The 15,626-nt window shown below is 62.2% G+C and carries 15 protein-coding genes; 11 read left to right on the top strand and 4 right to left on the bottom strand.

Annotation, left to right across the window (positions count from 1 at the left end; all coding sequences use genetic code 11):
• Nucleotides 1-169 precede the first annotated feature (169 nt).
• The 3 genes from ABMA46_RS18470 (at nucleotide 170) to ABMA46_RS18460 (ending at nucleotide 2,795) form a co-directional block, all read left to right on the top strand.
• Nucleotides 170-922, top strand: a complete 753-nt coding sequence (locus ABMA46_RS18470; RefSeq protein ID WP_349001472.1) for an SDR family NAD(P)-dependent oxidoreductase — start codon at nucleotides 170-172, stop codon at nucleotides 920-922.
• 36 nt (nucleotides 923-958) lie between these two features.
• The gene (locus tag ABMA46_RS18465; protein ID WP_349001471.1) at nucleotides 959-2,197 is read left to right on the top strand and encodes a metal-dependent hydrolase family protein; all 1,239 of its coding nucleotides are present in this window, start codon (nucleotides 959-961) and stop codon (nucleotides 2,195-2,197) included.
• Nucleotides 2,198-2,522: 325 nt separating this feature from the next.
• On the top strand, nucleotides 2,523-2,795 hold the full coding sequence (locus ABMA46_RS18460; RefSeq protein ID WP_349001470.1) for an FCD domain-containing protein: 273 nt from the start codon (nucleotides 2,523-2,525) through the stop codon (nucleotides 2,793-2,795).
• A gap of 513 nt (nucleotides 2,796-3,308) precedes the next feature.
• On the opposite strand, the gene ABMA46_RS18455 is transcribed toward ABMA46_RS18460, so the two are convergent.
• A complete protein-coding gene (locus tag ABMA46_RS18455) occupies nucleotides 3,309-3,557 on the bottom strand; it encodes a hypothetical protein (protein ID WP_349001469.1) in 249 nt (82 codons plus the stop codon).
• Between ABMA46_RS18455 and ABMA46_RS18450 the strand changes: the two genes are divergently transcribed.
• The 8 genes from ABMA46_RS18450 to otnC all read left to right on the top strand — a co-directional run bounded on the left by ABMA46_RS18450 (nucleotide 3,550) and on the right by otnC (nucleotide 11,649).
• Entirely contained in the window at nucleotides 3,550-4,494 is a 945-nt protein-coding gene (locus ABMA46_RS18450) for a substrate-binding domain-containing protein (protein ID WP_349001468.1), read from the top strand. The two genes, ABMA46_RS18455 and ABMA46_RS18450, sit on opposite strands and share 8 nt — an antisense overlap.
• Nucleotides 4,495-4,585: 91 nt before the next feature.
• Nucleotides 4,586-6,094, top strand: a complete 1,509-nt coding sequence (locus ABMA46_RS18445; protein ID WP_349001467.1) for a sugar ABC transporter ATP-binding protein — start codon at nucleotides 4,586-4,588, stop codon at nucleotides 6,092-6,094.
• Nucleotides 6,095-6,133: 39 nt separating this feature from the next.
• Nucleotides 6,134-7,168, top strand: coding sequence for an ABC transporter permease (locus ABMA46_RS18440; RefSeq protein WP_349001466.1), 1,035 nt, complete (start codon nucleotides 6,134-6,136; stop codon nucleotides 7,166-7,168).
• Nucleotides 7,119-8,096 (top strand): 3-hydroxyacyl-CoA dehydrogenase, encoded by a 978-nt coding sequence (locus ABMA46_RS18435; protein WP_349001465.1) that lies wholly within the window; start codon nucleotides 7,119-7,121, stop codon nucleotides 8,094-8,096. Before ABMA46_RS18440 ends, ABMA46_RS18435 begins: the two co-directional genes overlap by 50 nt.
• Nucleotides 8,093-8,833, top strand: a complete 741-nt coding sequence (locus ABMA46_RS18430; RefSeq protein WP_349001464.1) for an FCD domain-containing protein — start codon at nucleotides 8,093-8,095, stop codon at nucleotides 8,831-8,833. Before ABMA46_RS18435 ends, ABMA46_RS18430 begins: the two co-directional genes overlap by 4 nt.
• On the top strand, nucleotides 8,830-9,738 hold the full coding sequence (locus ABMA46_RS18425) for an SMP-30/gluconolactonase/LRE family protein (RefSeq protein ID WP_349001463.1): 909 nt from the start codon (nucleotides 8,830-8,832) through the stop codon (nucleotides 9,736-9,738). Before ABMA46_RS18430 ends, ABMA46_RS18425 begins: the two co-directional genes overlap by 4 nt.
• 1 nt (nucleotide 9,739) lies before the next feature.
• On the top strand, nucleotides 9,740-11,002 hold the full coding sequence (gene otnK / locus ABMA46_RS18420) for a 3-oxo-tetronate kinase (RefSeq protein ID WP_349001485.1): 1,263 nt from the start codon (nucleotides 9,740-9,742) through the stop codon (nucleotides 11,000-11,002).
• The gene (otnC, locus tag ABMA46_RS18415; protein ID WP_349001462.1) at nucleotides 10,999-11,649 is read left to right on the top strand and encodes a 3-oxo-tetronate 4-phosphate decarboxylase; all 651 of its coding nucleotides are present in this window, start codon (nucleotides 10,999-11,001) and stop codon (nucleotides 11,647-11,649) included. The genes otnK and otnC overlap by 4 nt, the downstream gene beginning before the upstream one ends.
• 168 nt (nucleotides 11,650-11,817) lie before the next feature.
• Here otnC and ABMA46_RS18410 read toward each other — a convergent pair whose 3' ends face one another.
• The 3 genes from ABMA46_RS18410 to ABMA46_RS18400 form a co-directional block, all read right to left on the bottom strand.
• Entirely contained in the window at nucleotides 11,818-12,810 is a 993-nt protein-coding gene (locus tag ABMA46_RS18410) for an ABC transporter permease (protein ID WP_349001461.1), read from the bottom strand.
• Nucleotides 12,811-12,819: 9 nt separating this feature from the next.
• Nucleotides 12,820-14,301: a sugar ABC transporter ATP-binding protein gene (locus ABMA46_RS18405; RefSeq protein ID WP_349001460.1), complete on the bottom strand. Its 1,482-nt coding sequence runs from the start codon at nucleotides 14,299-14,301 to the stop codon at nucleotides 12,820-12,822.
• A gap of 64 nt (nucleotides 14,302-14,365) precedes the next feature.
• A complete protein-coding gene (locus ABMA46_RS18400; protein WP_349001459.1) occupies nucleotides 14,366-15,445 on the bottom strand; it encodes an ABC transporter substrate-binding protein in 1,080 nt (359 codons plus the stop codon).
• Between the last annotated feature and the right edge of the window lie 181 nt (nucleotides 15,446-15,626).

The following is a 15,626-nucleotide window of genomic DNA, read 5'->3' as shown; positions in this document are numbered from 1 at the left end:
CCGGCCGGGCACATCGCCGATCACGACGGGCCCGTTCCCAATAAAGGCTTCGCGCTGCCCGCCGTATCTTCAATAAGGTCGTATTCCGGTCTGGAAGACAATACAAAATCAAATTGCTCACGTCCGGCGAAGCGTGGCGCCAACGGAAGAAGTCAGGATCCGTCCACACATGAATCGATATGATCTCGAAGGCCGTACCGCAATCGTCACGGGCGGCGCTCAGGGCATCGGATTGGCCGTCGTCGAGCGCATGCTCGAATCGGGCGCAAGCGTTTCGATATGGGATCGCGACAAGACGGTGCTGAATGCCTGCGCCGACAAGATCGGACAGCCCGACCGCGTGCAGTGCCTGACGGCCGATATCGGCGTGCTTGCATCGGTAGAGGCGGCGGCGAAGGCGACGCTCGATCGTTACAGCAGGATCGACATCCTGATCAACAATGCCGCTCTTGTCGGCCCTAACATGCCGACTTGGGAGTATCCGCCGGAAGCGTTCGCGGAGGTGGTCCAGGTCGGTCTCAACGGCACCTTCCACTGCTGCCGTACCATCGTGCCGCACATGATGGAGAAGGCCTACGGACGTATCGTCAATCTCAGCTCCATAGCCGGCAAGGAAGGCAATCCCAACGCAGTCGCCTACTCCTCGATGAAAGCCGGCGTGATTGCGCTGACAAAGTCGCTTGGCAAGGAATTGGCTGGTCGCGATATCGCGGTCAACTGCGTGACGCCGGCCGTCGCAAGGACATCGGGAGCAATGGCCCAGGCGCCCGAGCACATAGCCTATATCCTCGGCAAAATCCCGCGCGGGCGCATGCTCGAACTGGAGGAGGCGGCGTCGATGATCTGTTGGCTGGTGACGCAGGAGAACTCCTTCACCACCGGTGCGGTCTTCGACCTGTCGGGTGGACGGGCGACGTACTAGGTCGCCGCAGCAGGAATGATTGAAGAGGAGATTCCCGTGGATTCATTTGTTTTCGAGAACGCACGCGTGCTTGACGGTTCCTCGGACGAAGGCGAGTACGATCGTCACGTACGAGTGTCGGAAGGCATCATCGACGAGGTCTCCGACAAGCCCATCAAGGACACCAACGCCATCAGGATCGACCTGAAGGGCAAGACGCTTATGCCCGGCCTGATCGATTGCCACGTCCACGTCTATTCGGCGGCTGAAGATCCGTCCACCAGTTCACGTATGCCCAACGAACTGGTTGCGCTGCATGCGGCCAGGATCGTCAAGGGCATGCTGATGCGCGGCTTCACGACGATCCGCGACGTCGGCGGCGCAACGCTTGGCTTCAAACATGCGCTCGAGACCGGTCTGATCGAGGGACCTAGGCTGATCATGTGCGGCAAGGCCTTCGTCCAGTCGGGCGGCCATACCGATCCGCGCGAGCGCGGCGAACTGATCTCGGCCGAGACCTTCAACAATCAGCTCGGGAACGTGTCGAAGATCGTCGACGGCGTTGACGAATGTCGCCGCGCGGCGCGCGAGGAGATCCGTAAGGGCGGTCAGTTCATCAAGGTGATGGCTGGCGGTGGCGCGGCGCAGCTGCGGATGCCACGCTCATGGAATGCCTATTCGATGGACGAACTTCGCGCCTTCCAGGAGGAGGCGGACAATGCCAAGACCTATGTCTGCGTGCACGCCCATTCCGACGAGTCGATAGCGCGCGCGCTGGCCTGCGGAATCAAGTCGATCGAACACTGCACGCTGATCACCCCTGAGACGGCCGCGATCATGGCCGGGAAGGGGGCCTATTCGACACCGACGATCAGCGCCTACGAGGCGCAAATCGTCGAAGCCGATCGACTGGGATTGGACGCGGGCGCCGTCGAGCGCCTGAAGTGGGTGCGCGATCGTGGACCGGAATCGCTTGAGATCATGCACAAGGCGGGTGTGAAGATCTGTCACGGCTCGGATCATCTCGGCTTCCTTCACCCTTACCAGAACCTGGAATTCAACATCCGGGCCGAGGCGCTGCCGCCCATCGAAGTGATCCGCTCGACCACTCTTAACGCGGCTGAACTATGCTTGATGCCTGGCAAGGTCGGCACCATTGCCGCTGGCGCCTACGCCGACATGATTGTCATCGACGGCGATCCGCTAAAGGACATCTCTCTGCTCGGCAACGAAGGCAAAGCCTTCCAGGCGATCATGAAGGGTGGTGCCTTCTACAAGAACGAACTTGCCCACTAGCCATGGGCGGATTTGGCAGAGATGAGGGCCGCAGCGGAGCGACGGCGAAATTCCGCTGCATCTCTTCTCGCATTGTCGTGCAATGCGCAGCCGAAGGACAAGAGGTTTTTTTACCGGACTATGCGGTCCAGTGAGCTTAATCTGGTGCCTGAAAACTTGGCGGCTGGCCAGCTATGTCCGACATAGCCAAAAGCCTCGAACGTGATCCGCAACTGGAATCCATCCTTGCCAATCACAAAAAAGGCGCTTGGCATCCAGGTTGAATCCGACAGGCGTCTTGGCGTCGAACTCGCCTTCAACCACGCCATCGGGCTCGGTAGGGGCTGTGATATCGGACTGTGATCCGTCCAATTGCAGCCATCTCTGCGCCGAGGCCAGCGGCAAGCCGATGCTGACGCAATATATCCGCAATCTCCGCGACAAGGCGCGCATGGCCTATGTCGTGCGCATGGAGAAGAAGTTCGAGCGGCAGGCGCTTGAGCACATCGCCGTCCTGCAGGCGGTCGCCGATAAGAGTTCGGACGAGGCCCGTCTGGCTATGTCGCTCCATATTGACCGCGTTCGCGAGCGCTTCATGCGGTGGCTGTTCGCAGATTGACGTGCTTGACGGATCGTCCTGTCGCCGGAATTTCGGACGCCATCGGCCCTTGCCCGCTCTGGACCATCAGGCGCCTGTTTCAGGACGCACTCATCATATTCGCGATGAGCCATCGTCGCTCTCGCCACGGGCTTCATCCTGGCCAAATCCCAAAGATCCATACGGTGACAGACCTGTTGGGCGGACCGCCGTCCTGCCGCTCACCGCAGCAATCTTGTCGGCATAACGGTGACCAAGCCACTGCTGGATGACGATCTCTGGTAGCACGGCAAAATCGCCGGCACCGCCGCGGGGACGACGAGACGATCATCCGTCCCGGACTGGGTTGCTTACGAGCCGGGCCATTTCGTCCATTAAGCGAAGAATCTTGCGAGCCTCATCTGAGACTATGTCGCTGGCGTATCGGCGAAGGCGTTGCGGCTGGTCCCGATACTTGACCTCAAATCCGAAAAAGAAGAAGTTGACAGGCTAATCATCGACCTTTTATACCACATGTCTTGTCTCTAGGGAGGATCAATCCATGAAATCAGTGTTATCGACTCTCGGAATCTGCGGAATCGCTACGGTGGTCGGCTTGATCGCCGCCAGCGGCGCCTCCGCCGAAATGCGCGCCAAGCCATTCCCGGCTTGGGAAACGCCCCAGATCATGTCGACGATCTCCATCGACCAGGCCAAGGAAATCGTTGCCAACCGCACCAAGCCGCAAACCGAATGGAAAGGGCCGGCCGACGGGCCCCGTGCGCCCGAAAAGGCGATGCGCATCGTCTATGTATCGGCCGATCAGTCCTACGTGTCGTTCGTGAACTGGGGGCGCGGCGTCGAAGAAGCAGCTAATATCCTTGGCTGGAAGGTCGATATCCTGAACGGCCGTGGAGCGGTGACGAGCACACTTCAGGCCATGCAGCAGGCCGTCGCCAGTCGGCCCGATGCAATCATCACCTCGGCTGACGCGAGTGCCTTGCAATCGCCGATTTCGCAGGCGGTGGCGGCAGGCATCCCGGTTATCGGGATCCACGCTTCAGCGTTTCCAGGCCCCGACCCCAAGCTGAACCTGTACACCAACATCACGTCCAACCCCGCCGAGATCGGCGAGACGCAGGCCGCCTACGTCCTTGCCCAGTCCAATGCGGAGGCAAAGGTCGTGCATTTCCTCGACAACAGCTTCGCCATCGCCCGGTTCAAGGCTAAGGCGGCCACGGATCCGATCAAGAACTGCAAGGGCTGCACCTTCGTGGACATGGCCAACATACCGATCGCCGACCAGACCCAGCGCATTCCGACCGTGATTTCGGGTATCCTTGCCAACACCGGCAACACGTGGTGGGGCACGACGTGCTGCGACAATTTCTTTCCATACGTCGCCTCGGCCCTGCGCGCGGCCAACGTTCCCACCGATCAGGTCAAGCTTGTCGGCTCGGACGGCCCGCCGTCCGCCTATGACATGATCCGCAAGGGCGAATACGAGGTCGCCACTGTCCCGGAGCCGAGCACCTTGTTCGGGTTCCAGGCGGTCGATGCGGTTGTGCGTGCTGCGGCAGGCCAGGAGCCGTCTCACTTCGTGCAGCCGACCTATCTCGTGACGAAGGAGAATGCAGACGCGGAAGGTGGTGAAAAGAACGAATTCATCCCTTCAAACAATTTCGCCTGCCACTACGAGAATATCTGGAAGGGCGAGAAGAAGGACTGCTCCACGAACTGACCACAGGTCTTTGCGTTGTCCTGGCCATTTTTGACGACCGTCCAAAGCAGGCCAGGGCCATCGTTGGTTTCAGTGAAACGGAGGAGGCATCATGGATGCTGGCGACGATATTCTTTCCATCCGCGGCCTGACCAAGAGCTTTTACGGCGCTCTGGCGCTCGACAATGCTGATTTCACGTTGCGGCGCGGTGAAATCCACGCCTTAGTTGGTGAGAACGGCGCGGGCAAATCGACATTCATCAAGATCCTGGCGGGGGTTTACGAAAAGGACGCCGGGGAAATACGGATCGACGGTCGCATCGTCAATCCGCGGGCGGAACGGCTGCCGATCGCGTTTGTCCATCAGGACCACGCTTTTGCCGAAGACCTGAGCGTCGGCGAAAACATCGCGTTCGGTGCCGGATATCCTCGCCGCGCCGGCCTGATCGACTGGAAGGCGGTCAGGAGTCAGGCGCTGGAAATCTACGAGACCATGGATGTCGAGCCTCTCGATCCCGACAGGATGGTCTCCACGTTAAGCGCACCCGAGAAAGCGATCCTCGCTATCGTGCGTACGCTCGCCCGGACGCCGAAGGTCCTTGTGCTGGATGAGCCGACGGCAGCCTTGCCCGAGGCGGATTCCATGCAGCTCTTTAGGACCATGCAGCGTCTGCGCGACAAGGGAACGAGCATGATCTACGTCTCTCACAGGCTGAACGAACTGTTCGGCCTGTGCGATCGCGTCACGGCTTTTCGCGACGGACGCCACGTGGCGACGGAAGCAATAGCCGACACCAGCACGGACCGCCTGGTTGAACATATGCTCGGACGTCCTGTCGATGTGTTGGAGGCGGGTGATGAAAGCGCTCCGTCGAGCGAGAAGATCGCTCTCAGGGTCGACTCACTCGTCGTCAACGGTCGCGGTCCCGTTAGCTTCGACGTCAGGCAAGGCGAGATTCTGGGACTTGTAGGTTTGCGAGGCGGCGGCCAGGAAGCCATTGGCCGGGCGATCTTCGGAGCGGTTCCGATCGACGGGGGAGCGATCTCGCTCTTCGGTCGGCTCCTGCCGAAGAAGCGCACGATCGGCGGATCGATCGAAGCCGGACTACGGTTGCTCGCCGGCAACCGGGCTGCGGAAAGCACGTTTCCGGGAATGTCCCTGACCGAAAACATCTTCGCAAATCCACGCATCGTCGGCGGGTCGCTCTGGCGATGGAATGCGCCGAAAGACGAGCGCATTGCCGCGCGTCAGCTTCTGGAGCGGTTCGACGTGCGCCCGCGAAACGAGGCGGCGCTGATCGATTGGCTGTCGGGTGGCAACCAGCAGAAGACCTGCCTCGCCAGATGGCTTGGCGACAGCGGGCGCTTGCTGATCCTCGAGGAGCCCACCGCCGGCGTCGACATCGGGGCCAAGCTGGCAATCCACGACATCCTGCGCAAGGCCGCCGCGGCCGGTGTGTCCATGCTGGTCGTTTCGACCGACATGGAAGAGGTCGCCGCCCTGTGCCGGCGAGCCATCATCATCGACCGCGGACGCAAGGGAGCGGAGCTCTCCGGCGCGGCCCTGACCATGGACAACCTGATTTCGCGTTCTTCGCAGGGCAGCCTCAATGCGGCCTGACACGAACAAGACAAGCGTCGATCTCCTTGGGAGAGTTGAATGAGCAATTCCGGCAACGAGACAACCACGACCACGGCGACTCGAGCGCCCGCCAGATCGGGTTCGGGCCTCGTCAACATCGCGGCGAACTACGGTCTGGCGATCATCTTCGTTCTGGTCCTGATCGTGTTCGGCTTCCTGCGGCCCGACACGTATCTGAGCCAGTCGAACGTGGGCAACCTGCTGACCAGCCAGGCTGTCACGGCACTGTTGGCGCTGGCGGTCATGATGCCGTTGACGACGGGCCGGTTCGACCTGTCGGTCGGCTATCACGTCGGCCTCGCCCAGGTGCTCGTCACCGGTCTTCAGGTCAATGCCCATTTGTCCTGGCCGCTTGCGGCCGCGATCGTCCTGCTTCTCTCGATCGCCGTCGGGCTGTTGAATGGCTTTCTGGTGACGCGCATGAAGATCGACAGCTTCATCGCCACCATGGGCGTCGGCTCGCTGCTCTACGGTATCTCCAACTGGTACACGGACGGGATGCAGATTCCGGGACTGGACCTCCCCGATAGCTATGTGGGGCTAGCCGGATCCATCGGCCCCGTCCCCATCCCCGCGCTTGTGGTGCTGGCGGCGGGTGTCATTCTGTGGACCCTCCTGGAGCGCATCCCGGCAGGGCGGGGCCTTTATTTCATCGGGTCCAATTCGCGAGCGGCCGAGCTGTCGGGCGTCAACGTCGATCGTTCGGTCGCCGCCACCTTCGTCGTGGCCGGCGCGCTTTGCGGGATCGCCGGCGTTCTGCTTGGCGCCATCCTGCGTTCGGGGACGCCATCGGTCGGACCCGAGTATCTGCTGCCAGCCTTTGCCGCCGCGCTCCTGGGGGCGACGTCGATCCGACCCGGCCGGGTGAACGTCGGCGGAACGCTGCTGGCCATCCTTATCCTGGCATTCGCGTTCTCGGGCGTCCAGCAACTCGGCGCCGCCTTCTACGTCGAGTATCTCTTCAACGGCGCGATACTCATCATCGCGGTCGCGCTTTCCGTCTATGCGGCGGCTCGCCGTCGCCGTGCGGCAGCCGCCCGGCCCAAGAACTGACACCACTGGATGGAAGGTAAAAGACATGAGAACAGCAATCATCGGATGCGGCACGGTCGGTTCGTCCTGGGCCCTCGTGTTCTCGAGGGCGGGGCACGACGTCGCGATCTACGACAAGTCCGCGTTGGCTGCCGAAGACACGCTGCGCTACGTTAAAGCGAACCAGCCGGAAGCGGCGGGCCGAGTCTCGATCACCCTCGATCTCGAAAAGGCCCTGGCCAGCGCCGACTATGTCCAGGAGAGCGCGCCAGAGAGGCTGCCTATCAAGCGCGAGCTCTACGCGACGATGGATGGCCTGATCGGTGAGAAGACCATCATTGGCAGTTCCACGTCAGGCATCCCGTCTTCGAGCTTTACCGAAAAGCTCGCATGCAGGGACCGCTGTCTGGTCGTGCACCCTATCAACCCGCCCCACCTGATTCCACTAGTCGAACTCGTTCCGGCACCCTGGACGTCTCCCGATACGCTGAGACACGTCAAGGACCTCATGGAAAGCCTGGGACAGCAGCCGATCACCCTGTCGCGCGAAATAAACGGCTTTGTCGTCAACCGCCTGCAAAGCGCGCTTCTGGGCGAGGCGTTCCGCTTGGTCGAGGATGGCATCTGCCTCCCAGGCGACATCGACAAGGCCGTCGCGGACGGCCTGGGACTGCGGTGGAGTTTCATGGGTCCGTTCGAGACGATCGATCTCAACGCGGCCAATGGCATATCGGAGTATTGCGCCAATCTCGGTCCCATGTATTTCGGACTCGCGAAAGAGCAGGCCGATCCGCGCGAATGGGGACCGGAACTGGTTGCCGGCATCGAGAAAAAGATGCGCGCCGCCCTGCCCGCGTCGGACCTTGCGAAGCGCAGGGACTGGCGCGATCGCTTTCTTGAGGCCATCGTGAAGGCCAAGAATTCCATAAGAAGGGACGTTGGCGCGTGATCGCATTTGCAAAGCCTGCCGCAGCACTCCGGCGTGATCGCCTGTCGGATCAGATCGCGCGGGATATCGAGGAGCGCATCGTCGCCGGCGAGCTGTCGATAGGCGATTCCCTGCCCTCCGAGCGCGACCTGATGGCGCACTACGGAGTGGGGCGGCCGGCGGTGCGGGAGGCTTTGCTTTGGTTGAACAAGAAGGGGCTCCTTGCGGTCTCGAACGGCGACCGGGCCCGTGTCAGCGAACCCGACCCCAAGGAGTTGCTTAACCTGTTGTCGGGGGCGGCCAAGATGCTCGTGGCGCGCCCGCAAGGCATAAGGCTCTTCCAACAGACCCGCCGTTTCGTCGAGGCCGCGATTGCGCGGGAGGCTGCCATGTGCGCCACCGACCAGCAAATCGCACGGCTGGAGAAGCTGCTGGTGGCGAATGAAGAGGCCAGGTCGGATCTCCAGGCTTTCGCGCGCAGCGACGATGATTTCCACTACGGCATCGCCGCGACCGTGCGAAATCCGCTCGTCAGCGCTCTCTATCAGGCGGTTTTGGAACTGCTGGAGGAGCAGAGGCGGATTTCCTTGAGCCATCCCCAAGCGCTGACGAAAGCCATGGCTTCCCATCGCAAGCTTTTCGAAGCGATCCGCGACCGCGATCCCGATCGGGCGGAAGCCGAGATGCGCGCGCATCTCGATACTGTCGAACAGACCTATTGGGACATCCGCAAGACCGAGCTGAAGGACGAGAAATGACGTACTACGAGGTGCTGGACGAACGGTTTGCCGACTATATCATTCCTGTTTGCCAGTTGGAGGTCCTGTCGACGGGGTTGCGCTGGGGCGAGGGGCCGGTCTGGTTCGGCGACGGGAGATACCTGCTCTTCAGCGATATTCCCAACAACCGGATTCTGAAATGGGATGAGGTCAGCGGCGCGACCACGCTGCATCGTTATCCGTCCAATTTCGTCAATGGCGGTACCCGCGACCGCCAGGGCCGGCTGGTCAGTTGCGAGCATGGCGGCCGCCGCATCAGCCGTACCGAACATGACGGAACCATCACCGTTCTCGTCGACAGCTTCGAGGGCAAGAGGCTGAACTCGCCCAACGACGTGGTGGTCAAGTCGGACGGAACGATCTGGTTCACCGATCCGCCCTACGGCATCCTGACCGACTATGAGGGCAACAAGGCCGAAAGCGAACTGGGCGCTTACAATGTGTTTCGCTTCGATCCGGACAGCTCGCGGCTGCGGATCGTCGCAGGTGATTTCGTCAAGCCGAACGGCCTCGCCTTCTCGGCGGACGAGCGCAAACTCTTCGTTGCCGACAGTGGCCGCTCGCACGATGCCGGCGCGCCGCATCATGTGCGGGTATTCGATGTCGGCGCCGACGGCTCGCTTTCCGGCGGCGATGTATTCGCGCAGGTCGACCCCGGCATTCCCGACGGCATCCGGGTCGATGAGCGCGGCTCGCTCTGGGTGGCGGCCGGCGACGGGGCCCAGTGTTTCGCATCGGACGGAACCCTGATCGGGAAGATCAAGCCCGGAGAGGTGATCGCCAATATCTGTTTTGGCGGTGCCAAGAAAAACAGGCTCTTTATGACGGGACAGAACGCGCTCTACTCCGTGCATTTGAACACCCGTGGCGTCCAGAGGCCCTGACATGCTGCTCGGCTGCATAGGCGACGATTTCACCGGATCGAGCGATTTGGCCAACACGCTGGCCAAGCAGGACATGCGGGTGACGCAGTATTGCGGCATTCCGGATCGACCGTCCGCTGCGGAGGTGGAAGCGGGCGTCGTCGCGCTCAAGTCACGCAGTATTCCCGCCGAGCAGGCGATCGAGGAATCGCTGAAGGCCCTTCAATGGCTTCAACAGCAGGGCTGCACCCAGTTCCTGTTCAAATATTGCTCGACGTTCGACAGCACTCCGGAAGGCAATATCGGTCCGGTAGCGGCGGCGCTGGCTGAGGCGCTGGATGCCCGCAAGGTGCTTGTCTGTCCCGTGTTTCCCGGCGCGGGCCGATCGCTCTTCCAGGGTCATCTCTTCGTTAACGACCGGCTGTTGAACGAGAGTGGAATGGAAAATCATCCGCTGAACCCCATGGTGGACGCCGACATACGGCGCTGGCTGGCGTTGCAGACCGACATGCCTGTCGGCCATGTCGGTTTCGACGCCGTTCGCGGTGGTCGCGGCCCAATCGCCGATGCGCTGGAAAAGGCCGATGCGCAGGGCGCGCGTCTCATCGTGATCGATGCCGTCTCCGACGACGATCTGATGGAAATCGGGGTGGCCGCCGCCGATCTGCCGCTGTTGACTGGCGGGTCCGGCATCGGAATGGGATTGCCTGAGAATTTCAGGCGGCGTGGCCTGCTTTCGGGTGCGGGCGGCGGATGGCGGGGCGTCGCCGGCCCGTGCGTCGTCCTGTCAGGGTCGTGCTCCGGCGCGACGCGATCGCAGGTCGCACGCCACAAGCAGGCCGGCCTGCCGGCCTTCGAGATCGAAGCCGACGCGGTGATCGCCGGAAGCCTCGACCCGCGCGAACTCGCCGGCTGGGCGTTGTCGCAACCGGCCATGCCGCTGATATATTCCTCCGCTGACCCAAAGGCGGTGCGCGCCGCGCAAGAGCATCACGGAGCCAGCCGGGTCGCCCACGCGATCGAATCGCTTTTCGCAAACATCGCGACGGAGCTTGTGGCGAAGGACATGGGGCGACTGGTGGTGGCGGGAGGCGAGACATCCGGAGCGGTTGTCGAGGCATTGGCGATCTCGGAACTGGAGGTGGGGCCTGAAATCGCGCCCGGCGCGCCGGCCCTGCGCACGGAACTGCCGAATGGGCGGCCACTGGCCATAACCCTCAAATCGGGTAATTTCGGCGGGCCGGACTTCTTCGCCGAAGCAGCCGCGATACTGGGCGCCACATGAGCGAAGAAGCCAGACTGCGTGAGAATATCTGCGCCATGGCGCGGTCGATTTTCGATCGTGGTCTGACCGCCGGCGCATCGGGCAACATTTCGGCCAGGCTATCTGACGGCGGACTTCTGGTCACGCCCACCGGGTCGAGCCTTGGGCGGCTCGATCCGGCAAGGCTATCGCATTTCGATGCCGGCGGCAGGCTCGTTTCGGGCGATCCTCCGACCAAGGAGATGTCGCTCCATCAGGCGTTCTACGAAACGCGAAACGAGGCGGGCGCCGTCGTCCATCTTCATTCGACACATTCGGTCGCCCTTTCTGTTCTTCCCGACACCGATCCCGACAACGTCCTGCCGCCGATCACGCCCTACTCGATCATGCGGCTCGGGAAGGTGAAGCTGCTGCCTTATTTCTCTCCCGGCGACCCCGGAATGGGCGATGCCGTTCGCAGCCTTGCCGGGAAGCGCTCCGCAGTTCTGCTGGCAAACCATGGCCCTGTCGTCGCGGGCAAGGACCTCGAAGCGGCTGTTTACGCGATGGAGGAGATGGAAGAAACGGCCCGCCTCGTCATGTTGACGCGTGGGCACGGACCGGTTCTGCTGACCGAGGGCCAGGTGCGCGATCTGGTGCGAAAGTTCGGGCTTGAATGGGAGAATTAAGATTGAGAATTGAGATCTTCAGCACAGCAATTGATGAAGATCTGAGAAATAGTTTGCAGATTGGTCTGACCTCACATTACGATCGAGCGGTCCAGGAGACAACAAAAATCTGAAGAATAGGTGGCAAGACGATCAAACGAAGCACATCACCTGCAAACCAGTATCGGGTCATTTTATTATTCCGATCTTCTGCCGGTCGATGGTGGCGAACACCGCGCAGATCAGGACGCTCCCCTTGATGATGTTTTGCAGATAGGGATCGACGCCCGCCATGTTCATGCCGTTGGACAGCAGCGTGATGATGAGCACGCCGATCACGGTGCCGAAAATGCTGCCGACGCCGCCGGTCAGCGGCGTGCCACCAACGACCACCGCCGCGATGACATCCAGCTCCAGCCCTTCGCCGAGCTGCGCGGTGGCGGCCATGGCGCGTGCGCCCTGCAACAGGCCCGCGATGCCGCAGAGCGCACCCAGCAGCACGTACATGACGATCTTCGTGCGCGCGGCACGGATACCGGTCAGGATCGCGACACGTTCGCCGCCGCCGATCGCCCTGACCTCGCGGCCGAAGACGGTCCGGTTGAGGATGACATAGGTGACCACGGCCAGGCCCAGGCCGATCATGACGGAGTGGGGGATGCCGAAGCTGCGGTCCGCATAGGCGCTCAGAAACCCGTCGTCGTCGATCGAAATCGGCGCGCCACGCGTGAAAAACAGCAGCACCCCGCGATAGACCACCATGGCGCCCATCGTGGCGATGAAGGAGGGCACCTTGCCCTTGGCGACGAGGATGCCGTTGACCGCGCCGGCCAATGCGCCGACGGCGATGGCCGGAACGATGGCGGCCGCGCCCATGCTGGCGGAGGCCAGCGCCGCGACCAGGGCCGCCAGGCCGACGATCGACCCGACGGACAGGTCAATCGACCCGGCCATGATGACGAAGGTCATGCCCAGCGCGGCTACCAGCAGCACCGTTCCCTGTTGAAGGACGATGAGAAGGTTACTGACCGTCAGGAAGCGGGGCGACGACAGAGAGAAGATGACGATGAGCACCAGCAGCACCGCAATGGGAAAGGCGCGCCGCATCACGTTCACGCGCCAGGCCGGAGCGGCGGGGGACGGTGAAGCGGTGTGGACGGACGAACTGGCAGTATCGGTCACGGGATCCTCTCAGGCCATATGCTTCACGATGTCATGCTCGGTCAGCCCGGCCGCCAGGTCGAACATGTGAGCAATTCTTCCCTGTTTGAGCACTAGCAAGCGCTCTGCCATGCCGATGAGCTCGGGCATGTCTTCCGACGACAGGATCACCCCCAGCCCCTTAGAGGCCTTCTGGCGGATCACCTTGTAGATTTCCATGCGCGCCCCGACATCCACGCCGCGCGTGGGATTGTTCAGCAGAAGCAGGCGAGGGGAGATCGAAAGGCACTTGCCGATGACGACCTTCTGGAGATTGCCGCCCGACAGCGTGCGGCAGACCGTATCGGGCTCGCCTTTGATCCCGATGGTCGAAATCAGCTCGTTCGCGGCCGCGAGCGCCTGTCGCCTCGAAAAGAACGGGCCGCGTCGTGGCGGCCGGGCCATGGTCAAGTTGTCAAGGACGGTGAAATCCCCGATCAGACCCTCGTTGCCGCGGTCGCCGGGCAAGTGCGCGATCCCCTCGCGCCAGGCGTTCACCGGGCTTACGGGACGATAGGGGCGGCCCTCGAGGCGCATGGCGCCGTGCTGGATCGGCCGGTCCCCCGCAATGGCGGCGAACAGCGCCTCGGCGCCGGCGCCCTTCAGCCCCGCGATGCCGAGGATCTCGCCGGCGCGCACAGTGAGGCTGACGCCTTCGAGTTCGCGGTCGACGGCGATGTCGTTCGCTTCGAAGACAACCTCGCCGGCGTCCGAGCCGGCCTTTGGCCGCGCGGGATAGAGGCCCTGGGACAGGTCGCGGCCAACCATGAGGCGATGGATCTCGTCGGGCGCGATGTCCTTGGTCAGGAACGTCCCGGCCAGTTGCCCGTCCTTGAGGATTGTGAGTTCGTCCGACACGGCGACGACTTCGTCGAGGTGATGCGACACGAACGCGACCACCACGCCTTGCGCCTTCAGGCCGCGGATCGCACCAAGTACGGCGTCGACCTCGCGATGATCGAGATAGGCCGTAGATTCGTCGAGCAGGAGAATTTGCGGGTCGGTTGACAATGCGCGCGCGATCTCGACGCATTTCAACTCGCCCAGGTTCAGCCTCTCTATATCGCTCGTCGCCGAAATGCCCGCTCCGATACGGTCGAGTACGGCCTGGGCTTCTTCCGTCATGCGGCGGAAGTCGACGAAACCCATCGGCGCGAAACGGCGCAGCCGGTCGATGAAGATGTTTTCCGCGATGCTGAGCGCGCGGTTGATGGTGATTTCCTGATGGACAAGCGCCACGCCCGAGGCCGAAGCCGCCATCGTGTCGCGCGGCGCATATGGCTTACCGTCGAGCCGCATCTCGCCCGTGTCGGGCACGATTGCGCCTGCGAGCATGCGCAGCGTCGTGGATTTTCCCGCGCCGTTCTCACCGACGATCGCATGGACGAGGCCCGGACGAAGGGTGACCGACACGTCGTCCACCGCGCGGCTGCGACCGAAGGTTTTTGTCAGATTCCGGGCTACGAGACTCATTGGCCCTCACCGCGATGCGGAAGCCGGCTCGGGCGAAGAGTGCCCGAGCCGGTCCGACCATTGGTCAATCGCTGTACTTCATTTCGAAGGCAGCGGGCTTTGCATCCTTGTTGTAGAAGCGCGAATGTTGCTTGAAGTCATAAGGCGGCACGCCACCGGGGAAATCCTTTTCGAACTGGGCCACACGGTTCTGGGTCAGCGGCAAGAGCTTGAGCTTGATGTTGTCGGCCTCCTTCGGCACCGGGAAGCCCTTGATCTGGTCGAACAGCGTCACCAGCGCAAAGCCGCCCTGTAGCCAATGCCCGCCGATGTCGAACAGCAATTCGCCCGACTTTACGGCGTCCACGTTTTCCGGATTGAGATCCATGCCCACGACGATAACGTCCTTGCCGGGCGTCTTGCCGTGCCCCTTCAGGGCCGCCATGACGCCGGTGGCGGTGCCGCCATTGGCGGCCCACACGCCGGTGATGTCGGGATTGCCCTGGTAAAGCGATTCAAACACCGTCTGCGACGTGTCGCGAACGAAATTCCCGTCGACCTCGCCGGCGACGCGCACGTCGGACACTTCCTTGAGCGCGTCCTCCAGGCCCTTGCGGCGATCGATCGCCACTGACGTGCCGGCGGTGCCGTTGACGACGCCGATCACCTTCTTGCCGTCCGGCCCGGGCTTGATGGCATCGAACAGCGCCTTAGCCATCTGGTAGCCGGCGTCCTCGTCGCTCGGTCCGATGAAGGCGATATAGTTCGGGAACCGGTCCGACTGCGGCTGGAAGCTCGGGTAGCTGTCGGTCAGGACCACTGGAATGCCGGCGTCCTTGGCGAGCGACAGGCCTCTGGCCGCGGTCGCCCAGTAGGGCGTGAAGATGATGCCGTCGACATGCTGAGCGACCAGGTCCTCGAGCGACTTGACCATCTGGTCCGGCTTGTTGTCGGCATTGAGCACGACCAGGTGGACGCCCAATTCGTCGGCGCCCTTCTTCATGAAGGTGACGTAATTGTTCCAGAACTGCGCATCGAGCGTGGGAACCACCACGCCGATAGTCGGTTCGTCGGCCGCCGCGGCGGGCGCCGCCAGGGCGAGGGGGCCTATGGTTGCCGCGAACACGGCAAAGGCGGCTGATCGCAGCCGCGATACGATGGACATGAATACCTCCCAAGTCGTCGAAATCTAATTCCCAAAGGCCGCCCGTCGCGCGGAAGCTGCTCGCTTGTCCGCCGAATGGATGGATCCTCCGGCGCCACTCGTTATCATAATCAATCAAAAATAGTCAAAATAATTCTTGCGCGTGCATTAATCATGGTGGATAGCCAAGCGCGAGCATTAA

The sequence above is a fragment of the Mesorhizobium hunchu genome (assembly GCF_040081975.1).
Lineage (GTDB): Bacteria > Pseudomonadota > Alphaproteobacteria > Rhizobiales > Rhizobiaceae > Mesorhizobium > Mesorhizobium hunchu.
This window is presented reverse-complemented; position numbering and strand designations above follow the sequence as displayed.